The sequence below is a fragment of the Aliivibrio sp. S2TY2 genome (assembly GCF_028765525.1).
Taxonomy (GTDB): Bacteria; Pseudomonadota; Gammaproteobacteria; order Enterobacterales; family Vibrionaceae; genus Aliivibrio; species Aliivibrio finisterrensis_A.
Genome location: NZ_JARACS010000014.1, coordinates 53,985 through 77,114, shown reverse-complemented (window position 1 = coordinate 77,114; position 23,130 = coordinate 53,985). Strand labels below are relative to the sequence as shown.

At 40.4% G+C, this 23,130-nt stretch carries 21 protein-coding genes; 18 read left to right on the top strand and 3 right to left on the bottom strand.

The features are described 5' to 3' along the window. Window positions 1–81: 81 nt before the first annotated feature. The 4 genes from tgt to secF all read left to right on the top strand — a co-directional run bounded on the left by tgt (window position 82) and on the right by secF (window position 4,506). Window positions 82–1,209, top strand: a complete 1,128-nt coding sequence (tgt, locus tag PVK63_RS17145) for a tRNA guanosine(34) transglycosylase Tgt (RefSeq protein ID WP_130047711.1) — start codon at window positions 82–84, stop codon at window positions 1,207–1,209. A 91-nt stretch (window positions 1,210–1,300) separates the two neighbouring features. Beyond that, window positions 1,301–1,633 (top strand): preprotein translocase subunit YajC, encoded by a 333-nt coding sequence (gene yajC / locus PVK63_RS17140; protein ID WP_130044029.1) that lies wholly within the window; start codon window positions 1,301–1,303, stop codon window positions 1,631–1,633. Between the two features lie 53 nt (window positions 1,634–1,686). Further along, complete coding sequence (gene secD / locus PVK63_RS17135; RefSeq protein WP_130085977.1) at window positions 1,687–3,543, top strand: protein translocase subunit SecD; 1,857 nt, start codon at window positions 1,687–1,689, stop codon at window positions 3,541–3,543. 12 nt (window positions 3,544–3,555) lie between these two features. Then, complete coding sequence (secF, locus tag PVK63_RS17130; RefSeq protein ID WP_130044031.1) at window positions 3,556–4,506, top strand: protein translocase subunit SecF; 951 nt, start codon at window positions 3,556–3,558, stop codon at window positions 4,504–4,506. 74 nt (window positions 4,507–4,580) lie between these two features. On the opposite strand, the gene PVK63_RS17125 is transcribed toward secF, so the two are convergent. From PVK63_RS17125 to map, 3 genes are read right to left on the bottom strand one after another with little or no spacing between them, the layout of a single operon-like run. Next, window positions 4,581–4,961 carry a DUF3461 family protein gene (locus PVK63_RS17125; protein WP_130044032.1) on the bottom strand — a complete coding sequence of 127 codons (381 nt, stop codon included), beginning with the start codon at window positions 4,959–4,961 and terminating at the stop codon, window positions 4,581–4,583. A 30-nt stretch (window positions 4,962–4,991) separates the two neighbouring features. Beyond that, a complete protein-coding gene (glnD, locus tag PVK63_RS17120) occupies window positions 4,992–7,613 on the bottom strand; it encodes a bifunctional uridylyltransferase/uridylyl-removing protein GlnD (protein WP_130085978.1) in 2,622 nt (873 codons plus the stop codon). Between the two features lie 59 nt (window positions 7,614–7,672). Continuing rightward, window positions 7,673–8,500, bottom strand: coding sequence for a type I methionyl aminopeptidase (gene map / locus PVK63_RS17115; protein WP_130044034.1), 828 nt, complete (start codon window positions 8,498–8,500; stop codon window positions 7,673–7,675). Between the two features lie 355 nt (window positions 8,501–8,855). Between map and rpsB the strand changes: the two genes are divergently transcribed. The 14 genes from rpsB (at window position 8,856) to lpxB (ending at window position 23,129) form a co-directional block, all read left to right on the top strand. Next, window positions 8,856–9,584: a 30S ribosomal protein S2 gene (gene rpsB, locus PVK63_RS17110; RefSeq protein WP_130047709.1), complete on the top strand. Its 729-nt coding sequence runs from the start codon at window positions 8,856–8,858 to the stop codon at window positions 9,582–9,584. 134 nt (window positions 9,585–9,718) lie between these two features. Then, window positions 9,719–10,564: a translation elongation factor Ts gene (gene tsf, locus PVK63_RS17105; protein WP_130047708.1), complete on the top strand. Its 846-nt coding sequence runs from the start codon at window positions 9,719–9,721 to the stop codon at window positions 10,562–10,564. A gap of 165 nt (window positions 10,565–10,729) precedes the next feature. Beyond that, entirely contained in the window at window positions 10,730–11,461 is a 732-nt protein-coding gene (gene pyrH, locus PVK63_RS17100) for a UMP kinase (RefSeq protein ID WP_130047707.1), read from the top strand. Between the two features lie 35 nt (window positions 11,462–11,496). Continuing rightward, window positions 11,497–12,054, top strand: coding sequence for a ribosome recycling factor (gene frr, locus PVK63_RS17095; protein WP_130044038.1), 558 nt, complete (start codon window positions 11,497–11,499; stop codon window positions 12,052–12,054). Between the two features lie 135 nt (window positions 12,055–12,189). Next, window positions 12,190–12,951: an isoprenyl transferase gene (locus tag PVK63_RS17090; RefSeq protein WP_207215639.1), complete on the top strand. Its 762-nt coding sequence runs from the start codon at window positions 12,190–12,192 to the stop codon at window positions 12,949–12,951. A 3-nt stretch (window positions 12,952–12,954) separates the two neighbouring features. Further along, entirely contained in the window at window positions 12,955–13,794 is an 840-nt protein-coding gene (locus tag PVK63_RS17085; protein ID WP_130044040.1) for a phosphatidate cytidylyltransferase, read from the top strand. A gap of 103 nt (window positions 13,795–13,897) precedes the next feature. Further along, entirely contained in the window at window positions 13,898–15,100 is a 1,203-nt protein-coding gene (gene ispC, locus PVK63_RS17080) for a 1-deoxy-D-xylulose-5-phosphate reductoisomerase (RefSeq protein WP_130085980.1), read from the top strand. Between the two features lie 2 nt (window positions 15,101–15,102). Then, window positions 15,103–16,461, top strand: coding sequence for a sigma E protease regulator RseP (gene rseP, locus PVK63_RS17075; RefSeq protein WP_274440786.1), 1,359 nt, complete (start codon window positions 15,103–15,105; stop codon window positions 16,459–16,461). 28 nt (window positions 16,462–16,489) lie between these two features. Next, entirely contained in the window at window positions 16,490–18,916 is a 2,427-nt protein-coding gene (bamA, locus tag PVK63_RS17070; protein ID WP_274440787.1) for an outer membrane protein assembly factor BamA, read from the top strand. A 74-nt stretch (window positions 18,917–18,990) separates the two neighbouring features. Then, the gene (locus PVK63_RS17065; protein ID WP_130044044.1) at window positions 18,991–19,506 is read left to right on the top strand and encodes an OmpH family outer membrane protein; all 516 of its coding nucleotides are present in this window, start codon (window positions 18,991–18,993) and stop codon (window positions 19,504–19,506) included. A gap of 8 nt (window positions 19,507–19,514) precedes the next feature. Continuing rightward, a complete protein-coding gene (gene lpxD, locus PVK63_RS17060) occupies window positions 19,515–20,534 on the top strand; it encodes a UDP-3-O-(3-hydroxymyristoyl)glucosamine N-acyltransferase (RefSeq protein ID WP_130047702.1) in 1,020 nt (339 codons plus the stop codon). A 127-nt stretch (window positions 20,535–20,661) separates the two neighbouring features. Then, a complete protein-coding gene (gene fabZ, locus PVK63_RS17055) occupies window positions 20,662–21,114 on the top strand; it encodes a 3-hydroxyacyl-ACP dehydratase FabZ (protein ID WP_130085983.1) in 453 nt (150 codons plus the stop codon). Between the two features lie 2 nt (window positions 21,115–21,116). Continuing rightward, window positions 21,117–21,905 (top strand): acyl-ACP--UDP-N-acetylglucosamine O-acyltransferase, encoded by a 789-nt coding sequence (gene lpxA / locus PVK63_RS17050; RefSeq protein WP_130044047.1) that lies wholly within the window; start codon window positions 21,117–21,119, stop codon window positions 21,903–21,905. 72 nt (window positions 21,906–21,977) lie between these two features. After that, the gene (gene lpxB / locus PVK63_RS17045; RefSeq protein WP_130047700.1) at window positions 21,978–23,129 is read left to right on the top strand and encodes a lipid-A-disaccharide synthase; all 1,152 of its coding nucleotides are present in this window, start codon (window positions 21,978–21,980) and stop codon (window positions 23,127–23,129) included. Window position 23,130 lies beyond the last annotated feature (1 nt).

The window sequence follows — 23,130 nt, the reverse complement described above, 5'->3', positions numbered from 1 at the left end:
TGGAGGTGTGGCATTAATGTTTTATTAATGTCGCAAATTAAACAAGTTGTCAGATTGTTTCTCTGGCTTATTGGAGGTTTCGTGAAGTACGAACTACTCAAAAAACAAGGCCGCGCACGTCGTGGTCAATTACAATTTGACCGTGGTACGGTTGAAACACCAGCATTCATGCCTGTAGGTACTTACGGTACTGTTAAAGGGATGACTCCGGAAGAAGTGAAAGGTACTGGTGCTGAGATCTTACTAGGCAATACGTTCCATTTATGGTTACGCCCTGGTCAAGAGATCATGAAACTGCACGGTGATTTACATGACTTCATGAATTGGAAAGGCCCTATCTTAACGGATTCAGGCGGTTTCCAAGTATTTAGTCTTGGTAAAACACGTAAGATCACTGAAGAAGGTGTACATTTCCGTAGCCCTGTAAACGGTGATAAGGTCTTTATGGATGCTGAGAAATCAATGCAAATCCAATACGATCTTGGTTCTGACGTAGTTATGATTTTTGATGAATGTACTCCGTACCCAGCAACGCATGACGAAGCGCGTATCTCAATGGAGCGTTCTATTCGTTGGGCTGACCGTAGCCGTAATGAATTTGATCGTCAAGAAAACCCGAATGCACTGTTTGGTATTGTTCAAGGTGGTGTATACGAAGATCTGCGTGATGTGTCTGTTGAAGCGTTAACTAAGATTGGTTTTGATGGTTATGCTGTTGGTGGCCTAGCAGTAGGTGAACCAAAAGAAGACATGCACCGCATTTTAGAGCATACATGTCCACAATTACCTGAAGATAAGCCACGATACCTAATGGGTGTTGGTAAACCAGAAGACTTGGTTGAAGGCGTTCGTCGTGGTATTGATATGTTTGACTGTGTTATGCCAACTCGAAATGCACGTAATGGTCACCTATTTGTGACTGGCGGTGTGATCAAGATCCGTAATGCGAAACATAAAACAGATACAACACCATTAGATCCTGAGTGTGATTGTTATACTTGTCAGAATTACAGCAAGTCTTACTTACATCACCTAGATCGTTGTAATGAAATTTTAGGTGCTCGTTTAAATACGATCCATAACTTACGTTATTACCAACGTATTATGGCGAGCATTCGTAAGGCTTTGGAAGAAGAGCGCTTTGAGCAGTTCGTAGAAGAATTCTACGCACGTCGCGATCGTGAAGTTCCGCCATTAAAAGACCTTTAAAAACAGAGTTATCACCCATATATCTACTAGATATGTGTATGGTCACATTTTAGAAACTGGAAATTAAAATTAGATACGAGGACGTTATTAAATGAGTTTTTTCATCTCTCAAGCTCACGCAGCTGGTGAAGCACCACAAGGCGGTGGTATGCAAATGTTTATCATGCTTGGTATGTTTGCAGTTATCTTCTACTTTATGATTTATCGCCCACAAGCGAAACGTCAAAAAGAGCATAAGAACCTAATGTCTTCTATGGGCAAAGGCGATGAAGTTCTTACTGCGGGTGGTTTAGTGGGTAAAATCACTAAAGTATCTGAAGAAAATGATTACATCGTAATTGAGCTTAACGCAAATAACGAAGTAACAATTAAGAAAGACTTTGTTTCAGCTGTTCTGCCAAAGGGCACTCTGAAATCACTATAAAAATTGTACCCTCTAACTTCGGTTAGGGGGTATTTTTCGTTAAGGACATCGCTGTGTTAAACCGTTTCCCTTTATGGAAGTATTTGATGGTAGTTTCAGTACTACTTATCTCAGCTCTCTATGCACTTCCAAACCTTTATGGTGAAGATCCAGCAGTTCAAATCACGGGTAGTCGTGGTACAGAGGTTCAAACCTCAACGCTGGATGTTGTTGCTGAAAATTTAAAAAATAATGACATTGCGTATAAGTCTATTGCATTCGAAAATGGCAGTGTTCTTGTTCGCTTTAACGATACTGATTCCCAAATCAGTGCTCGAGATATTATCAATGAATCGTTAGGTAAAGATTACATTGTTGCATTAAACCTTGCTCCGCTTACTCCTGATTGGTTGACATCTATTGGTGCTGCACCAATGAAGCTGGGTCTAGATTTGCGTGGTGGTGTTCACTTCTTAATGGAAGTCGACATGGATGCGGCAATGACTAAGCTAATTGGTCAACAAGAAGAATCTTTCCGTACTGATCTTCGTGAAGCTAAGATCCGTTACCGTGCGATTCGTGATTCTGGAAAAGATGTGATTGAAGTGGTACTTCGTGATCAAGAGCAATTAGCTGAAGCCAAAAAAGTATTGTCTGATGTTCATCGTGATATGACCTTTGTAGAATCTGAATCAAATGGTCAATTCAAATTAACAGCAAGATTTACAGATCAGCGCCTACAAGAAATTCGTAATTATGCAGTTGAGCAAAACATTACGATTATTCGTAACCGTGTGAACGAATTAGGTGTTGCTGAACCGCTTGTTCAACGTCAAGGTGCAAGTCGCATCGTAGTTGAGCTACCGGGTGTACAAGATACAGCGCGAGCAAAAGAAATTTTAGGTGCAACAGCGACTCTGGAATTCCGTGAAGTGGATGATAGAGCGGATCTTGCTGCAGCTGCAAATGGTCGAGCGCCAGCAGGTAGTGAGATCAAAGAAGATCGTAATGGTCGTCCAGTTGTTCTTAAAAAGCGTATCATTCTTGGCGGTGAAAGCATTACAGATGCAAGTTCAAGCGCTGATGAGTATGGCCGTCCTCAAGTAAACATCTCACTAGACAGTGAAGGTGGCAGCAAGATGACTGCGTTCTCTCGTAAAAATATCGGTAAGCTAATGGCGACGGTATTTACAGAGTACAAAGACAGTGGTCGTCGTACACCTGAAGGTCGCGTTATTCTTTCTAAGACGGAAGAAGTGATTAACCAAGCAACGATTCAATCAGCACTTGGCCGTAGCTTCCGTATTACCGGTATCGACTCTCAAGCTGAAGCTCATAACCTAGCACTTCTACTTCGTGCTGGTGCTCTGATTGCACCTATCTCGATTGTTGAAGAACGTACGATTGGTCCATCAATGGGTCAACAGAATATCGATATGGGTATTCAAGCGTGTATTTGGGGTATGGTTGCAGTAATGATCTTTACTTTGGTTTATTACCGCGGTTTTGGTCTTGTTGCGAACTTAGCCTTAATGGCAAACTTGGTATTAATCATTGGTGTTATGTCGATGATCCCTGGTGCGACGATGACGCTTCCTGGTATTGCCGGTATCGTATTAACGGTAGGTATGGCAGTCGATGCTAACGTACTTATTTTCGAGCGTATTCGAGAAGAGCTGCGTGATGGGCGTAATCCACAACAAGCGATTCACCAAGGTTATGCGAATGCCTTCAGTACGATTGCCGATGCGAACATCACAACGTTAATTACGGCTATCATCCTATTTGCTGTAGGTACTGGCGCAATTAAAGGTTTTGCTGTTACGTTATCTATCGGTATTTTAACGTCAATGTTTACTGCGATTGTTGGTACTCGTTGTGTGATTAACTTAGTTTACGGCGGTAAGCGCGTAGACAAGCTGTCGATCTAAGGACTCATTATTATGTTTCAATTAATGAAAGCAGAGAAAACGATCGACTTTATGCGTTGGTCTAAAGCTGCCTTTCTTTTCTCAATGTTGATGATTGTTGCTTCTATCGCAACATTATCGACAAAGTGGTTAAACTGGGGCTTAGACTTCACGGGTGGAACTCTGATTGAAGTGGGCTTTGAGCAGCCAGCACAACTACCAGATATCCGTAGTGCGTTAGAAGCGAAAGGTTTTGGTGATGCAACGGTTCAAAACTTTGGTACTGCACGTGATGTTATCGTTCGTCTTCAACCTCGTGAAAACGTAAAAGGCGAAGAACTAGGCAACCAAATCATCAGTGCAATTAAAGAAGGCACTGGTGAGCAAGTAGAGATGCGTCGTATTGAGTTCGTTGGTCCAAATGTGGGTGATGAACTGACAGAGGCGGGTGGTTTAGCTATTCTCGTTTCTTTGTTATGTATTTTGGCTTATGTTTCGATGCGTTTCCAATGGCGTTTAGCTGCTGGTGCGGTATTGGCATTAGCACATGATATTATCATTACGTTAGGTATTTTCTCTTTCTTACAAATTGAAGTTGATTTAACGATTATCGCGGCACTGTTAACGGTGGTGGGTTATTCCTTGAATGATACCATTGTTGTATTTGACCGTATTCGTGAAAACTTCTTGAAAATGCGTAAGGGTGATTCTAACGACATTATTAATGATGCGATTACACAAACATTAAGCCGTACATTAATTACATCAGCAACGACGCTATTTGTAGTTATTGCATTGTTCACTCAGGGCGGTGCGATGATCCATGGCTTTGCGCTTGCATTGCTATTAGGTATCACGATCGGTACCTACTCTTCTATCTATGTAGCATCAGCATTGGCTCTGAAATTAGGCATCACTCGTGAGCACCTAATGCCAACACCTGTTGATAAAGAAGGTGAGGAAGAATTTGAGCAAATGCCGTAAAGGACTTGCTTGATATTGAACTCATAAAAAATGGACCTTAATCGGTCCATTTTTTTATTTTGGTATAACAGCAATTATAGTTTGTCTAAATCACGTTCGATTTCTTCAATTTTGCTTGCAACAACTTTCTCTAAATGGCGAAGATCTTTCAATATTTTCTTTTTTACATCCGCGGCTGTTTCTTTTTCTGGACGAGTGATTTTATTTAGCTCATCGATAATAAGCGTTAGATTACGATTAATTTCAGTGGTTTCTTTATAGCGATGACTGCCGCCATCAACAAGAACATTTTTTACTTGGCGCGGGTATTTAAATTTTACACTCTTTGCAAAAAGTTCGCCTTTTTGCTTACCAAAGTAAATTTTTAATACGTCTTTTTGTGCTTCTTGTCGTAGAGAGTAACGCTCTATTTTCTCAGGATCTGATATTCCAAGGTTAATTAAGTGTGGGTACATAGCTAACTCCATTATTATTATGCAAAAACATTAATTGATAAGGTTATCAACATTTTCAATTAATGCTGCTTTTAGTTCCGCTTGCTTTTCATCATCTAGTCGTCCGCCCAGATCTGAGGTTAATATAAATAAATCTTCAGCTCTCTCACCAATGGTTGTGATTTTTGCAGCATGAAGATTAATGCCAAGCTGAGCGAAGGTAGCGCCGACGGTAGCGAGTAATCCAGGTGTATCCAATGCAACAAATTCCATCAATGTTCGCTTTCCTGTTCTTGTAGGTAAAAACTCCATACGTGTTTTTACTGTAAAGTGTTGTAGCTGACGTGGTGGGCGACGTGTTTTGATGTGAGTTTCTTGGGTTTCAAGTTCAACGGCATACAGTTGAGCAATCAAGCGCTGTTGTCTTTCTTCATCTATAGGGTCATCGTTTTGATCTAAAACCATGAAGGTATCAAGCGCGTAACCATCTTTACTCGACATGATTTGAGCATCATAGATAGTAATACTGCGTCTATCCAATTCCGCTGCAACCGTGGCAAATAGGTGAGCTTTATCTTTACTGTAGATAAATATTTCTGTGCCACCACGAGTTGGATTTTTACTGATGAGAATGAGTGACTTCTCTATGTCTGAATGATTTAGAAGGTTGCTTGCGTGCCATGCAATTTGTTGATGGGTATGACGCAAGAAATAATCAGCTTTAAAGCGACGCCATAGATCTTCAATTTGCCATTGCGTAAATCCTTCAGATCTAAGTTGAGCTGAAGCCATGTGTTGATTATGGCGAATACGATCACGCAGGTCGGGTGGGTTTTCTAACCCTCTACGCAGGGCTCTTTGAGTCGCATTATATAAATCAGCAATTAGAGAGCGTTTCCAGCTGTTCCAAAGATCAGGATTAGTTGCACAAATATCGGCAACGGTCAGGCAAACTAAATAGTCGAGACGTTCTTCATCTCGAACTTGTTTGGCGAACTCGGTTATCACATCAGGATCATAAATATCACGGCGCTGTGCAGTGACAGACATCAATAAATGACTTTTTACCAACCAAGAGACTAAGTTTGCTTCGGGTTTTGAAAGTCCATGAATAATACAAAACTCGTAAGCATCGACGGCACCTAATTCTGAGTGATCTCCCCCACGTCCTTTGGCGATATCATGAAAGATAGCCGCGATGATTAATAGTTCTTTTTTAATCATTTTTGGATAGACTTCGCAGCAAATAGGGTGTTTTTCTCGGTTTTTTGGGTCTGAAAATTTATTAATGTGTTTTAGTAAGCGAATACTATGTTCATCTACGGTATAGGCATGAAATAAATCAAACTGCATTTGTCCAACAATGTGGCTCCATTGAGGTAAATAAGCAGAGATAACACCTAACTTATGCATTGAACTAAAGGCATTATGGAGCGCATTTGGGTGTTGAGTTAGTTGTAAAAATTTTTCACGTGCTTCTGGGATATCACATAAAAAACGATTCAAACGGCGTCGAGCTGTGCGTAATTGTCGCATTGTTGGAGGGGAAACGCCTTCAATACTAGAATCACTGGCCATTAATAAGAACATATCCAGAATGGTATCAGGACGAGCTTGGAATAAAGCAGGCTTTCTTGCTTCAATAAGACGACCGCGACGTTGAAAATCATTATTGATAATAATGGCTTTGGTTTGTTCACCTTGGTTAAGGATAGCTTGGTCGAATATTTTTAATAGCATGCTATTAAGTTCTGCAACACGTCGTAAAGTGCGGTAGAACTCTTTCATCATGCGCTCGACACCACGGTTGCCTTCACCGATAAAACCTAAATGTTCAGCGACAGAAGCTTGATGGCCAAAGGTGAGCCGATTATCGTAACGTTTTAGCTCAATATGCAAAGCAAAGCGAACGCGCCATAAGAACTCTTGGCATTCTAATAATTCTCGATACTCCGCGTCTGTTAAGAAACCAGCTTGGCTCATCTCAAGCAGAGAGGTAGCACCAAAATGACGTCGAGCAATCCAGCTAAGGGTGTGAATGTCTCTTAGCCCACCAGGACTTGATTTAATATCGGGCTCTAAGTTGTAAGTGGTGTCGTGATAGCGACTATGGCGTTTTTTTTGCTCATCAATTTTAGCTTGATAAAAGGATTCACTTGGCCAGAAACTATCTGAGTGAATATTCAGTTTCAATTGATGGGCAAGTTCTTTATCTCCGCAGATATAACGCGCTTCTTGTAAATTGGTCGCTACGGTTAAATCGCTTTTTCCAATTTCGATACATTCAGATAAAGTTCGAACACTATGACCGACTTCTAGCTTTAAATCCCAGAGTAAGGTAACGAAATGGCTGACTTTTTGACAAAATCCCTCGTCAGTATTTCCTTTGGTAAGCAATAGGATATCAATATCAGACAAAGGGTGAAGTTCACTGCGCCCATAACCACCAACAGCAATGAGCGAGGTGTCTGAGGTGTCATTGAATGCAAAGAAAGCCCAAAGGCGAGAAAGTAATTGGTCAAAATAATCAGCACGTTGTAGCACTAAGTCTGACACTGGTAAACTTTGATGGAAACAATCAATTTGATATTGAGAGAAAAGGGCAAGCTGATGTTTTAGCTCTGTAATCGTGAGTTGCTGATCAGATAAAGCAAGAGGAGATGTATAGTTCATAGCAATCCTTGCTAATGTAAAACAGAAGACCGAAGCCTTCTGTTTATTTTAATGTTTGATTATTTATTGTTCATATGACGAGGGATACTTTCTTCAGCGCGAAGTGTTAATACTTCGCAACCGGTTTCTGTAACCAAAATAGTATGTTCCCACTGGGCGGTATTCTTACCATCACCAGTATAAACTGTCCAACCATCATTATCGTCTTGTAGGCAACCAAATTTACCTAGGTTAATCATTGGTTCGATAGTGAAGGTCATGCCTTCTTTTAAAATGGTTCGATCGTTATTCTTATAATGAACAATTTGAGGCTCTTCATGGAATTCAGAGCCAATGCCGTGACCGCAATAATCACGAACAATTGAACATTTAGGTGTTGTACCTTTAATGTATTTTTGGATAGCAGTGCCAATCTCACCAAGTTTTACACCCGGTTTCACTTTACGCATACCAACATATAAGCTTTCTTGAGCGATTAAACATAGACGCTTATCGGTAGCGCTTACGTCACCAATTAAAAACATCTTAGAAGTATCGCCATGATAGCCATCTTTAATTACAGTAATGTCGATATTAAGAATATCACCATCTTTTAAAACCGCAGGTTTTACGAAACCATTGTATTGCTCATCTTGTGTTGCTGGAATGCCGTGACACACAATATGATTGATTGATGTGCAAATAGATTTAGGGAAGCCATGGTAGTTCAGTGGTGCAGGGATAGCCCCTTGCACTTCAGTAATGTGCTTATGGCAAATTTGGTTAAGTTCCTCAGTGGTAACCCCTGCTTTTACATAAGGTTCAATCATCTCGAGTACTTCTGCGGCCAGTTGACCGGCTATGCGCATTTTTTCAATTTCTGCGGCGTTTTTAATTTTTACTGACATGGGCTTTTCTCTATCTAAAATAAATCGTATTAAACGATAATGGTTCTTAGTTTACCTAGCCAATCTTTATCTTTCAATTATAAGGTGAATTGAGAGCGTGGATCAGTCAAATGATCGTTTAATCGTAGTGAATTATGTGAAAAGGGTAGATTTTAGCCGCGTTTTTATGGTATAAAGCGCGCCGGATTGGTGAACAATTTGTTCTCAATACCGACTATACTTTAATTTTAAATCACACACATACCGTCACGCTGTCCGGGGTGCTCAACTTTTTTGATTTTTTATCAAATGGTTAGGGTCGGATTACAAGCGGGGTATGTGGAGGCTTAACCCCATTTAATAGAGGAATTCTCAAATGGCAACTGTATCAATGCGCGATATGCTTAAAGCTGGTGTTCACTTCGGTCACCAAACTCGTTACTGGAACCCAAAAATGAAGCCATTCATCTTTGGTGCTCGTAACAAAGTTCATATCATCAACTTAGAAAAAACTGTACCAATGTTCAACGAAGCTTTAGCAGAACTTGCTAAAATCGGTAACAAAAAAGGTAAAGTTCTTTTCGTTGGTACTAAGCGCGCTGCATCTGAAGCTGTTAAAGAAGCTGCAATCAACAGTGACCAGTACTACGTGAACAACCGTTGGTTAGGCGGCATGCTTACTAACTTTAAAACTGTTCGCCAGTCTATCAAGCGTTTAAAAGAATTCGAAGTTCAATCTCAAGACGGTACTTTTGAGAAAATTACTAAGAAAGAAGCGCTAATGCGTACACGTAGCATGGAAAAACTAGAGAAATCTCTAGGCGGTATCAAAAACATGAACGGTCTTCCAGACGCGTTATTTGTTATCGATGCTGATCACGAGCACATTGCAGTTAAAGAAGCAAACAACCTAGGTATCCCAGTATTTGCTGTTGTTGATACTAACTCAAACCCAGATGGCGTTGACTACATTATCCCAGGTAACGATGACGCAATCCGCGCTATCCAACTTTACCTAAACGCTGCTGCTGATTCTGTAAAGTCTGGTCGTAACCAAGACGTTGCAGCTGTAGCTGAAAAAGACGGTTTCGTAGAAGCTGAATAATATTTCGATTCGTCGAAAATATTATTTGCTCCTAGTGAGTCTTTTGGTTTCGTAGTAAACTAAAAATAGTTAGCAGGGGCCCAATTTGGCCCCTGATTTTTAACTTTATACCTATTTATATTGAGGAATTGAGAATGGCAACTGTAACTGCTGCTCTAGTTAAAGAACTTCGTGAACGTACTGCTGCTGGTATGATGGAATGTAAGAAAGCACTTGTTGAAGCTGAAGGCGACATCGAGCTAGCGATCGAAAACATGCGTAAATCTGGCGCAGCAAAAGCGGCTAAAAAAGCAGGCAACATCGCTGCTGAAGGCACAATCATCATTAAAGAAGAAGCTGGCGTTGCTGTTCTTCTTGAAGTTAACTGTCAAACAGACTTCGTTGCTAAAGACTCAGGCTTCCTAGCATTTGCTAACGAAGTTGCTGAAACTGCTCTAGCAGAACGTCTAGACATCGAAGCGCTTCAAGCTAAATTTGAAGATGCTCGTATCGCTCTAGTAACTAAAATCGGCGAAAACATCAGCATCCGTCGCGTTCAACTAGTTGAAGGTGTTGCTTTAGCTGCTTACCGTCACGGTGAGAAAATCGGTGTTGTTGTTGCTGGTGAAGGCGAAGCTGAAACACTTAAGCACATCGCTATGCACGTTGCTGCTTCTAAGCCTGATTACGTTAACCCATCTGACGTACCAGCTGAAGTAGTAGCAAAAGAGCAAGCTGTTCAAGTTGAAATCGCTATGAACGAAGGCAAGCCTCAAGAAATCGCAGAGAAAATGGTTATCGGCCGTATGAAGAAATTCACGGGCGAAGTTTCTCTAACAGGTCAAGCTTTCATTATGGAACCTAAGAAAACTGTTGCTGAAATTCTTAAAGAAAAAGGCGCATCAGTATCTAACTTCGTACGTCTAGAAGTTGGTGAAGGTATCGAGAAAGCGGCTGAAATGAGCTTTGCTGACGAAGTAGCTGCAGTACAAAAAGGTTAATCCTTTCGTATTGTTGATAAAAAAGACCGTGGCCATGCTGCGGTCTTTTTGTGAATGCTCAATAAATAATAAGTTATGATGATAATTGTGCCCTTTTGTGTATTTAAGTTCTAATATCAAAAGGCTACAGTTATTTCGACAACTCTTAGTGAAAAGGTAAGAACCATGACGACGAACCCGAAACCAGTATATCAGCGTATTCTATTAAAACTTAGTGGTGAAGCACTTCAAGGCGAAGAGGGTTTTGGTATCGACCCTGCAACACTTGAGCGTATGGCTCAAGAAGTAAAAGAACTGATTGAACTTGGCGTACAAGTTGGTGTTGTAATCGGTGGTGGTAACCTTTTCCGTGGTGCAGGCCTTGCAGAAGCAGGTATGAACCGTGTTGTAGGTGACCACATGGGTATGCTAGCAACGGTAATGAATGGCCTTGCAATGCGTGATGCGCTTCACCGTGCTTATGTGAATGCTCGTGTAATGTCAGCGATTCCACTTAAAGGGGTATGTGACGATTACAACTGGGCGGATGCAATCGCTCAACTTCGTCAAGGTCGTGTAGTGATCTTCTCTGCAGGTACTGGTAACCCATTCTTTACGACAGATTCAGCAGCGTGTTTACGTGGCATTGAAATTGAAGCTGACGTAGTATTAAAAGCAACGAAAGTAGACGGTGTATTCACTGCTGATCCAGTATCTAACCCAGACGCTGAATTGTATGATAAACTGGATTACAGCACAGTTCTTGAAAAAGAATTAAAAGTTATGGACTTAGCTGCATTTACTCTAGCTCGCGATCACGAAATGCCAATTCGTGTGTTCAATATGAACAAACCTGGTGCATTACGTCGCGTTGTTATGGGTGAAGCTGAAGGTACTCTAATCAGTAACGCTAAATAATAGTCCGAAATAAAAATAACAATTAAGGTGAAGTTGTGATTAACGAAATCAAAAAAGACGCTCAAGAGCGCATGGAAAAAAGTGTAGAAGCACTGAAAAACAATCTATTAAAGATTCGTACAGGCCGTGCTCATCCAAGTCTTCTTGCTGGTCTTTCAGTAGAATACTATGGTGCTAAAACACCTATTAATCAAGTTGCTAACATTATTGCTGAGGATTCTCGTACTCTTGCAATTACTGTTTTCGATAAAGAACTTGCTGGTCTTGTTGAAAAAGCAATCATGATGTCAGATCTTGGCCTAAACCCAATGTCTGCTGGTACAGTAATTCGTGTACCACTTCCACCGCTAACTGAAGAGCGTCGTAAAGACCTAGTTAAAATCGTTCGTGGTGAAGCTGAAAATGGTCGTGTTGCTGTTCGTAACATCCGTCGTGATGCTAACGGTGACGTTAAAGCGCTTCTAAAAGAGAAAGAAATCTCAGAAGATGACGATCGTAAAGCACAAGATGAGATCCAAAAATTAACTGATGCTGCCGTTAAGAGTATTGATGAAGTACTTGCAGTTAAAGAAAAAGAGTTAATGGAAGTATAATTTACTTTTATTACTCATTGTTCAGACTGATGTTTTTATTTAAATAATGATATGATATCCGTGATGAACACGATAAGAAGCGCTATGTGTAGACATTAGCGCTTTTATTTTTAAGGGAGTTATATGGCCAGTCAAATGAATAACGAGTCTTTATCATTAGAAGTATTACCCAAGCATATTGCGGTAATTATGGATGGTAATGGACGTTGGGCGAAAGCTCAGGGAAAGCCTCGTGTATTTGGTCATAAAGCGGGTGTTGATGCGGTAAGAAAAACCATATCAGCAGCCAGTAAATTAGGAATCCGTGCCATAACGCTTTTTGCTTTTAGTAGTGAAAATTGGCGTCGTCCTGAAGAAGAAGTTAGTGTTCTTATGGAGTTGTTTATCACGGTTCTTTCTCGTGAAGTAAAACGTCTCCATAAAAATAATATTCAATTACGTGTTATAGGTAATACTTCTCAATTTAGTACTCGTCTTCAGAAGAAGATTCTAGAGGCTGAAGCTGTAACTGCTGAAAATACAGGCTTAGTACTAAATATCGCGGCGAATTATGGCGGGAAATGGGATATCACCCAAGCAGTAAAACGTCTTGCTTATCAAGTAGAGCAAGGCAACTTACAGGCAGACAGCATTGATGAAGCTGCGATAGCATCTAAGTTAATGATGTCAGATTTGCCTGATGTGGATTTGATGGTAAGAACCAGTGGTGAGTGCCGTATAAGTAATTTTATGTTGTGGCAAATGGCATACGCTGAGTTCTATTTCACTGACCAATATTGGCCAGACTTCAACGAGCAAAGCTTAGCAGATGCTGTAGCTTGGTTTGTAAGTCGAGAAAGACGATTTGGGTGTACCGGTGAACAAATCCAAGCTCTAATGAACGAAAAGGATCAATAAAGTTTGAAACAGCGCATTATTACCGCTCTTATCTTAGCCCCTTTGGTTATTGCTGGCATTTTTATGTTACCAATGCAGGGCTTTCTTATTGCTATTGCTGCAATTACCTTAGTAGGATTTTGGGAGTGGACTCAGTTTACTGAATCAAAATCTCGTTATATCGCTTTAATTCCTTCTGTTGCGGCCTTAGCGGCATCTCTTTTCTTATTGCCTACCTCTACACTAGAACTTGCAATACCAAGTGATGGCCACCAAGCAGTACTGCTTATCGGATCAATTTGGTGGTTAATTGCATCAGGGTTAGTACTTACTTTTCCAAAAAGTAAAGCATTGTGGCAAAACAACCTTCCTTTAAAACACATTTTTGGTTGGCTAACCATGATCCCGTTTTTATGGAGTATTTTACTACTTCGTGCGGATCACTACGCTTTTGACAGTTTTTACGGTGCTAAATTAGTACTGCTAGTTTGTCTTTTGGTATGGGCTGCCGATAGTGGTGCTTATTTTGCTGGCAAATCTTTTGGTAAACGTAAAATGTCGCCAGCAGTGAGCCCAAACAAAACTATTGAAGGATTAATTGGTGGTATTATTACCGCGATTATTATTGGCTGGACAGCAGCATCTGCGTTTGATATTCGTTTTGAAAGCACCGCGGCAATGCTAGGTATATTTATCGCAACCATCATTATTTCTGTGTTAGGCGATCTCGTTGAAAGTATGTTTAAACGAGCGTCTGGGATCAAGGACAGCGGAACCATTATCCCTGGCCATGGCGGCATTTTAGATCGTATAGATAGCTTAACAGCAGCATTCCCAGTATTTGCTTTCTTATACTTCCTATAGACCAAGAGCTCTTCTTTATTGAAGAGTGAAATTAAGGTCACGGTAATTTATGCGGTAGATATTATAATCTACCGTTTTTCTATTTTTTCAATGGCAAATTATTATGCGCAAGTTAACCATTTTAGGAGCAACAGGCTCCATTGGCAGTAGTACGCTTTCAGTCGCAAAACATAACGCCGAACAATTTGAAGTTGTGGCTTTAGGTGCAGGATCTAATGTTGAGAAGATGCTGGAACTTTGTTGTGAATGGCAGCCAAAATATGTCGCAATGGCGTGTCAATCTGCAGCTGATGAACTAAAAGAACAATTTAAAGCACATCAGATCACAGCAGAAGTATTCTCTGGTGAAGAAGGCTTGTGTCATATTGCCCAGCTTGATGAGGTTGATACCGTAATGGCAGCGATTGTCGGTGCGGCAGGTCTACTTCCAACGATGTCAGCGGTTAAAGCGGGTAAACGTATTTTACTTGCAAATAAAGAAGCCTTGGTGATGTCGGGGCAATTGTTTATTGATGCGGTTGAACAATATGGTGCTGAGTTATTGCCTGTAGATAGTGAGCATAATGCTATTTTTCAATGCCTTCCGGAGTCTATTCAAACCAATTTAGGCCGTTGTGATCTTGATGCTCATGGTGTGAGCTCTATTTTATTAACAGGCTCAGGCGGCCCTTTCCGTTATACTGATGTCGCTGAGCTTGATACGGTTACCCCTGAGATGGCAATTGCGCATCCAAATTGGTCAATGGGGCCTAAAATTTCAGTTGATTCAGCAACCATGATGAATAAAGGCCTTGAGTATATTGAAGCTCGTTGGTTGTTTAATGCGAATAAAGAACAATTGAAAGTTGTCATCCACCCGCAATCAGTGATTCATTCAATGGTGCAATATAAAGATGGCTCCGTTCTCGCGCAAATGGGGCTACCAGATATGAGAACACCCATTGCATGTACCATGTCTTACCCTAAAAGAGTAAATGCAGGTGTTGAACCGTTAGATTTTACCAAAGTTGGTGAGTTTAGTTTCATCGCTCCTGATTTTTCTCGTTATCCATGTTTAAAGTTGGCGATTGATGCGTGTTACTTAGGCCAGCATGCGACTACTGGATTAAATGCTGCAAATGAACAGTCAGTTGCTGCTTTTTTAAACGGTGAAATTAAATTTACCGATATCGCTCGAATTAATGAGTTGGTTTTGAACAAAGTATGCGCAAACTTCCAAAACCTTGAGCTAGATAGCTTGGAAAGCCTGATTGACCTAGATAGAATGGCGCGTCATTATGCCGATGAGGCAATTAAAAAGGTTTAACTATGTCAGAACTTCTATGGAATTTAGCATCATTTATTATTGCACTAGGCATTCTTGTTGCCGTGCATGAATACGGCCATTTTTGGGTTGCGCGCCGTTGTGGTGTCATTGTTGAGAAGTTTTCAATTGGTTTCGGTAAAGCGCTTTGGAGCAAAAAAGGCAAAGACGGCACTGAATACAGTATCTCAATGATCCCGCTTGGTGGTTATGTGAAAATGCTGGATGAACGTGTTGATGAAGTTCCTGAAGAGTTAAAAAAACACGCATTTAATAATCGTCCATTATGGCAGCGCAGTGCCATTGTTGCCGCTGGGCCAATAGCAAATTTCTTGTTTGCAATTGTGGCATGTTGGTTAGCATTCATGATTGGTGTGACGGCACTTAAACCCGTCGTTGGTCATGTCGATAATGGTTCTATATTTTCTCAAGCAGGAATTGCATCTGGTGTGGAACTAAAAGCCATTTCAGGAATCCAAACTTCCGATTGGGAAGCGGTGAATATGGCCATTGTTTCTCATATTGGTGATGAATCAATGACGGTGACTTACAGCGATAAAGAGAATATCGGTGTTGATGTGACAAAACGTCTTGATTTAACTAACTGGGCGTTTGACCCAGAAAAAGACTCTCCAATGTTGTCACTTGGTTTTCTTCCGTACCGCCCAGCGTTAACTCTTGATGTTGCAAATGTTAGTAGTAACAGTGCTGCTGAAAAATCGGGTTTATTAGTTGGTGACCGCTTACTTTCAGCTAATGGTCAAACGTTAACTGAATGGCAAGGTATGGTCGATGTGATACAAGCAAATCCAAATAAAGCCGTTACTATCGCCGTTATGCGTGATGGTAAAGAGATTGCTTTAACTCTGACCCCAGACAGCAAAGAAACGGCTACGGGAGAGGTAATAGGCTTTGCTGGTGTTTCTCCGATATTTGAAGAGTGGCCAGAAGGCTATCGCTATGAGAAACAATATGGTCCAATCGTTGCTTTTGGGAAAGCGATTGAAAAAACAGGCAGTATTATTGATTTAACGTTAACGATGACAAAGAAATTGTTCACCGGTGACGTCGCTTTAAATAACTTAAGTGGCCCTATTTCTATTGCAAAAGGAGCAGGGACAACAGCCGAATATGGGTTAGTATCATTTTTAGGATTTTTAGCCCTAATTAGTGTTAATTTAGGTATTATTAATTTATTACCTCTTCCGGTTCTGGATGGCGGACATTTACTCTTTTTTGCTATTGAGGGCATTACGCGTAAACCAGTACCAGAACGAGTTCAAGAGATTGGTTATAAAGTAGGTACAGTAATGATCATGTCATTAATGGCTGTCGCTTTATTTAACGACTTTATGCGCCTTTAAGTAGTAGCAGGGAATTATAAAACGTATTATGGCGATGAAAAAATTGTTGATTGCTTCACTGCTGTTTAGCAGTGTAGCAGCGCAGAGCGCAGAAACATTTGTAGTGGATGATATACGCTTCGAGGGATTACAGCGTGTCGCATTAGGTGCAGCATTACTTAAAACTCCAGTTCGAATTGGCGACTCAATGAGTCAGCAAGACGTATCTCAAGTCATTCAAGCTTTATTTGCTTCAGGTAACTTTGAAGATGTAAAAGTATACCGTGATGGTAATGCATTACTAATCAAGGTTACTGAGCGTCCGACGATCGCGAATATCTCTTTTTCTGGCAACAAAGCCATTAAAGAAGAGCAGATGCAGCAGAACTTAGAAGCGTCATCGATTCGTGTTGGTGAAGCACTTGATAGAACAACCTTAAGTAATATTGAAAAAGGGTTAGAAGATTTCTATTACAGTGTTGGTAAGTATAACGCGACGGTTCACGCGGTTGTTACTCCACTTCCACGTAATCGTGCTGACTTAAAGTTTGTTTTTACTGAAGGTGTTTCGGCAAAAATCCAGCAAATTAACTTTATTGGTAATGAAGTATTTACCGATGATGAGTTATTGGGACGTTTTAATCTAAACGTAGATGTGGCTTGGTGGAACTTCTTAGCGGATGAAAAATATCAGAAACAAGTTCTTGCTGGTGATATTGAAGCGTTACGTTCATATTATCTTGATCGTGGTTATTTAAAGTTTCAAGTTGATTCAACTCAAGTCTCTATCTCTCCGGATAAAAAAGGCGTTTATATCACACTGACGATAAAAGAGGGTGAACCTTATACTGTTAGTGGCGTTAAATTCCAAGGCGAGTTAATCGGTAAAGAAAAAGAGTTTCAAGAACTGGTTCCTTTTGAAGATGGTGACGTTTATAACGGTTCTGCAGTTACTCGTTTAGAAGAAAATATTAAACGTATTTTAGGTGAAGCGGGTTACGCTTATCCTCAAGTTCGTACCATGCCTGAATTTGACGATGAGAACCAAACTGTATCTTTAGTAATTAATGTCGAAGCGGGCAATCGTATGTATGTTCGCGATATTAAATTTGTCGGTAACACCTCGACTAAAGATGAAGTATTGCGTCGTGAAATGCGTCAAATGGAAAGTGCTTGGTTAAACTCAAAGTCGATTGAGACAGGTAAAAATCGTTTGAATCGTCTAGGTTTCTTTGAAACGGTTGATGTACAAACTATTCGTGTTCCTGGTTCTGATGATCAAGTAGATCTGGTTTATTCTGTAAAAGAAGCCAACTCAGGTAGCGTAAACTTTGGTGTCGGCTACGGTACTGAATCAGGAGTCAGCTTCCAGGTTGGTCTTCAGCAAGATAACTTTATTGGTTCTGGTAACCGTGTTGGTATCAATGCGATGATGAACGATTACCAAAAGAACATCAGTTTAGATTACCGTGACCCTTACTGGAACCTTGATGGTGTAAGTTTAGGTGGTAAGATCTTCTATAACGAATTTGAAGCGTCTGATGCAGGTATTGTTGACTATACCAACCAAAGTTACGGTGGCAATTTAACATGGGGTTTCCCATTTGATGAGCTGAACTATTTTGAGATTGGTGTTGGCTATACTCATAATAAAATCGGTAACCTGGATGAGAATGAACAAGTAAGTAAGTTTAAAGAGTCGGTTGGTGATGCTTATGATGACAAAAACAATGAGTTAAACTTAAATGATTTTGATGTCACCTTATCGTGGACGCGTAATAACCTGAACAAAGGGTATTTCCCAACGGCAGGTAACTATCAACGTGCATCATATAAAATATCAACGCCAAACTCTGATGCTAAATATTTTAAAGCGCAGTATGAAATTCGCCAATACTTCCCATTAACCAAAAAGCATGAGTTTGCTTTATTAATGCGTGGTAAAGCGGGTTATGGTAATGGTTATGGGCAAACTGAGGGTAATGATAATCTGTACCCATTCTACGAGAACTTTTATGCCGGTGGTTTTACAACCTTACGTGGTTTTGGCTCAAACTCAGTAGGCCCTAGAGCGGTATATGCTCAAGGTTCAGGTTCTGCTGGAGGAAACAATCCAGAATATATCGTTACAGATGATTCAACCGGTGGTAATGCGACAGCATTAGCCAGTGTCGAATTGATTGTACCAACCCCATTTGCAAGCGAAGAAACTCAAAGCCAAATTCGAACTAGTGTGTTCTTTGATATGGCAAGCGTGTGGGATACGGAAGCGCAATATAGTGACAGCCAAATCGCAAGCGGTAGTCAATATTATTACGACTATTCAGACCCAAGTAACTTCCGTTCTTCATACGGTGCAGCGCTGCAATGGATGTCTCCAATGGGACCTTTGGTATTCTCAGTAGCGAAACCTGTGAAAATTTATGAAGGTGATGATGAAGAATTCTTCAGTTTCACCATCGGTCGAACTTTCTAAGCATTGATAGCTCTAATAGAAAAGTGTTAATGTAAACTGTATTAGTTTATATACGATAATAGTTAAGTAAGGATATGATTTTGAAAAAATTAGTGAAAGCAGCCGCTTTAGGCGCAGTACTGGTAAGTGGTTCATTTTTTGCTAATGCAGCAGAAGCAGCAACCAAGATTGGCTATGTAAATATGGCTCAGATCGTTCAACAAATGCCGCAACGTGAAGCAATTTCTGAAAAACTTCGTGCTGAGTTTAAAGATCGTATCGATGAGTTGCGCAGCCTTGAATCGAAAATCAAAGATAAAGTTGAAACGATCAAGCGTGATGGTGAATTACTTGGTGCATCAGGTCAAACTAAACTAGAGCGTGAAATCGCTTCACTTCAGTCTGATTACAAACTAAAAGCACAAGCTTTAGATGAAGATAACCGTCGTCGTCAAGGCGAAGAGCGTCAAAAACTGATTATGCAAGTTCAACAAACTGTTGAAAAAGTAGCAAATAAAGAAGGTTACGATATGGTTGTTGATGCAGCGACACTGCTTTGGGCAAAACCAGAAGACAACCTATCAGAAAAAGTTATTAAAGCAATTAAATAAGGTTCACCATGACACGTATTACGCTTGCTGAATTGGCAGAAAAACTTGGTGCAACAGTTCATGGAAATGGAGATGTTGTTGTTCACTCTATCGCTTCGATGAGTAAAGCTTCTGAAGGCGATATTACATTTCTTTCAGATGCTAAATACCGCAAGCACTTAGCAGAATGTAAAGCGTCTGCGGTGATAGTAAAAGAAGCAGATATTGAATTTTGCCAATCAAACGCATTAATAATGAAGGACCCGTACCTAGGGTTTGCATTAGCGGCGCAAGCGTTAGATACAACACCTGCACCAGCAACAAACATTGCCGCATCAGCTTACATCGCTGACGATGCCATTATTGGTGAAGGCGTTGCTATTGGACATAATGCAGTGATTGAATCAAAAGCAGTGATTGCTGATGGTGCAATTATCGGTGCGGGTTGTTTTATTGGACAAGAAGCCAAAATTGGTAAAAATACGAAATTATGGGCAAATGTCTCTATTTACCATCGTGTTGAACTTGGTGAATCGTGTCTCGTACAATCAGGAACCGTGATTGGTTCAGATGGTTTTGGTTATGCGAATGACCGAGGTACTTGGGTTAAAATCCCACAGTTAGGAACCGTGATCATTGGCGACAATGTTGAAATTGGAGCCAACACAGCGATTGACCGTGGTGCGATTGATAACACGGTAATAGAAAGCAATGTAATCATTGATAACCAAATTCAAATTGCGCATAACGTACAAATCGGATCTGGTTCAGCGATGGCTGGTGGTACTATAGTTGCAGGCAGTACTAAAATTGGTAAGCACTGTATTATTGGCGGTGGCTCTGTAATTAATGGTCATATCGAAATTACTGATGGCGTGACTATCACCGGTATGGGTATGGTGATGAGAGGCATTGATGAAAAAGGCATGTATTCATCAGGCATTCCACTGCAAACCAATAAAGAATGGCGTAAAACAGCGACTCGAGTTCATAAAATTGATGAAATGAACAAGCGACTAAAAGCCGTTGAGAAAAAGTTAGTTGATTAATATCAGCTTTACTACATTCTAATTAATAAGTATTGGTCTGCATTTTGCAGACCTTTTTCTATCTATTATTACTCTATTTGAGCTACACTATTGTTCAGATACGATATTGTTTTACAGGAATACTATTTTGACTCGTGAAAATAAAACATTAAATATTACTGAAATCCAAGAGTTACTACCTCATCGTTACCCATTTTTATTGGTTGATCGAGTAACTGATTTCGAAGAAGAGAAGTACTTACACGCGATCAAGAATGTGTCTGTGAATGAACCTCAATTTACAGGTCACTTCCCACAAATGCCTATCTTTCCTGGTGTATTAATTCTTGAAGCGATGGCTCAAGCAACCGGATTATTGGCGTTTAAATCATTCGGTGCTCCTGCTGAGAATGAACTGTATTACTTTGCAAGTATCGATAAAGCAAAATTCCGTAAGCCAGTAGTACCAGGTGACCAATTAGTTCTTGAAGTTGAATTTATTAAAGATCGCCGTGGCATCGCATTATTTAACGGTGTAGCTAAAGTTGACGGTGATATCGTTTGTTCTGCTGAACTTAAGTGTGCAAGACGAGAGTTTTAATTATGATTCATGAAAGCGCTAACATTCATCCATCAGCCGTTATTGAAGGTAATGTAACGATTGAAGCTAATGTATCTATTGGCCCATTTACTTACATTTCAGGCAATGTAACGATTGGTGAAGGCACGGAAGTGATGTCTCATGTTGTTATCAAAGGCGATACAACAATAGGCAAAGAAAACCGAATTTTTGCTTTTGCAATTATTGGTGAAGAAAGCCAAGATAAAAAATACAGTGGCGAACCAACAACGGTTGTCATTGGTGATCGTAACGTTATCCGTGAAAGTGTTCAAATTCATCGTGGTACGGTTCAAGATCGTGGTGTAACAACAATTGGTAGTGATAACCTACTTTGCGTAAATGTCCATATTGCGCATGACTGTATTGTTGGTGACAACATTATCATGGGCAACAATGCGACATTAGCCGGCCATGTAACAATTGAAGATTACGCGATTGTTTCTGCACTATCTCCAGTTCATCAGTTCTGTACTGTTGGTGCTCATAGCTTTATTGGCGGTGCTTCTGTTGTTGTTCAAGACGTACCTCCATTTGTTATGGCACAAGGTAACCACTGTAAGCCGTTTGGTATTAATATCGAAGGCCTAAAGCGTCGTGGTTTTGAGAAGCCAGAAATTCACGCTATTCGCCGAGCTTATAAAGCCCTTTACCGAAATGGTAATACGCTTGAAGAAGCAAAAGTGGAAATAAACAAAGAAATTGAAGCATTTCCAGTACTTCAAGGCTTCTTAGATTTGTTTGAGAAATCAACGCGCGGTATTATTCGTTAATCACGGCGTTTAGAAAAATATAAGCATATTATAAGGCCTATCAATGTAGGCCTTTTTTATTTTGGAGCAAAAATGACCAAACCATTACGAATCGGTATTGTCGCTGGTGAGCTTTCGGGTGATACGCTAGGCGAAGGCTTTATTAAGTCAATTAAAGCACAATACCCAGATGCTGAGTTTGTTGGGATCGGCGGACCAAAAATGATAGCTCAAGGCTGTAATTCTTTATTTGATATGGAAGAGTTAGCCGTAATGGGATTGGTTGAAGTGCTTGGCCGTTTACCTCGTCTATTGAAAGTAAAAGCAGAGTTAGTGCGCTACTTTACTCAAAATCCACCCGATGTATTTATTGGTATTGATGCCCCTGATTTTAACCTTCGTCTTGAAAAAACGCTAAAAGACAACGGAATTAAAACAGTTCATTACGTTAGTCCATCGGTATGGGCGTGGCGTCCAAAGCGTATTTTTAAAATTGATGCGGCAACGGATCTAGTGTTGGCTTTTCTGCCATTTGAAAAAGCATTCTATGATAAATACAATGTGGCTTGTGAATTTATTGGTCATACCCTTGCTGATGCCATTCCAATGCACAGTGACAAAACAGCGGCAAGAGATCTTCTTGGGCTAGAGCAAGATCGCCAATGGCTTGCGGTTTTGCCGGGGAGCCGAGGTGGTGAAGTTGCATTAATTGCCAAACCATTTATTGAAACCTGCCAGCGTATCCATAAACAACACCCTAAAATGGGATTTGTTGTGGCAGCGGTAAATGAAAAACGCCGTGAGCAATTTGAGACAATTTGGAAAGAAACAGCGCCAGAATTAGAATTTACTATTATTCAAGATACGGCTCGTAACGTAATGACTGCAGCAGATGCAGTGTTACTTGCTTCTGGAACGGTTGCTCTTGAATGCATGCTCGTTAAACGCCCAATGGTGGTTGGCTACCAAGTAAATAAACTGACTGGCTGGATCGCGCAAAAGCTGTCGATTACAGAGTTTGTGTCATTACCGAATGTACTCGCAGGTAAAGAGCTAGTTCAGGAATTTATTCAGGAAGAGTGTCATCCTGATTTTCTTTATCCAGCAATGGAAAAAGTATTATGCGGTGATAATCATGAACTGATTGAAAAGTTTACCGAAATGCATCAGTGGATTCAAAAAGATGCCGATAAACAGGCAGCTAATGCTGTTTTACGTTTAATTAATAAAGAAATTACAGAATAAC

Excerpts from the sequence above, each read along its gene's own strand:
- ispC (WP_130085980.1), top strand. The coding sequence starts at position 13,898 with ATGCGCAAGTTAACCATTTTAGGAGCAACAGGCTCCATTGGCAGTAGT.
- PVK63_RS17090 (WP_207215639.1), top strand. The coding sequence starts at position 12,190 with ATGAATAACGAGTCTTTATCATTAGAAGTATTACCCAAGCATATTGCG.
- PVK63_RS17125 (WP_130044032.1), bottom strand. The coding sequence starts at position 4,961 with ATGTACCCACACTTAATTAACCTTGGAATATCAGATCCTGAGAAAATA.
- rseP (WP_274440786.1), top strand. The coding sequence starts at position 15,103 with ATGTCAGAACTTCTATGGAATTTAGCATCATTTATTATTGCACTAGGC.
- map (WP_130044034.1), bottom strand. The coding sequence starts at position 8,500 with ATGTCAGTAAAAATTAAAAACGCCGCAGAAATTGAAAAAATGCGCATA.
- glnD (WP_130085978.1), bottom strand. The coding sequence starts at position 7,613 with ATGAACTATACATCTCCTCTTGCTTTATCTGATCAGCAACTCACGATT.
- yajC (WP_130044029.1), top strand. The coding sequence starts at position 1,301 with ATGAGTTTTTTCATCTCTCAAGCTCACGCAGCTGGTGAAGCACCACAA.
- bamA (WP_274440787.1), top strand. The coding sequence starts at position 16,490 with ATGGCGATGAAAAAATTGTTGATTGCTTCACTGCTGTTTAGCAGTGTA.
- lpxB (WP_130047700.1), top strand. The coding sequence starts at position 21,978 with ATGACCAAACCATTACGAATCGGTATTGTCGCTGGTGAGCTTTCGGGT.
- secF (WP_130044031.1), top strand. The coding sequence starts at position 3,556 with ATGTTTCAATTAATGAAAGCAGAGAAAACGATCGACTTTATGCGTTGG.
- rpsB (WP_130047709.1), top strand. The coding sequence starts at position 8,856 with ATGGCAACTGTATCAATGCGCGATATGCTTAAAGCTGGTGTTCACTTC.
- tsf (WP_130047708.1), top strand. The coding sequence starts at position 9,719 with ATGGCAACTGTAACTGCTGCTCTAGTTAAAGAACTTCGTGAACGTACT.
- lpxA (WP_130044047.1), top strand. The coding sequence starts at position 21,117 with ATGATTCATGAAAGCGCTAACATTCATCCATCAGCCGTTATTGAAGGT.
- pyrH (WP_130047707.1), top strand. The coding sequence starts at position 10,730 with ATGACGACGAACCCGAAACCAGTATATCAGCGTATTCTATTAAAACTT.
- PVK63_RS17065 (WP_130044044.1), top strand. The coding sequence starts at position 18,991 with ATGATTTTGAAAAAATTAGTGAAAGCAGCCGCTTTAGGCGCAGTACTG.
- lpxD (WP_130047702.1), top strand. The coding sequence starts at position 19,515 with ATGACACGTATTACGCTTGCTGAATTGGCAGAAAAACTTGGTGCAACA.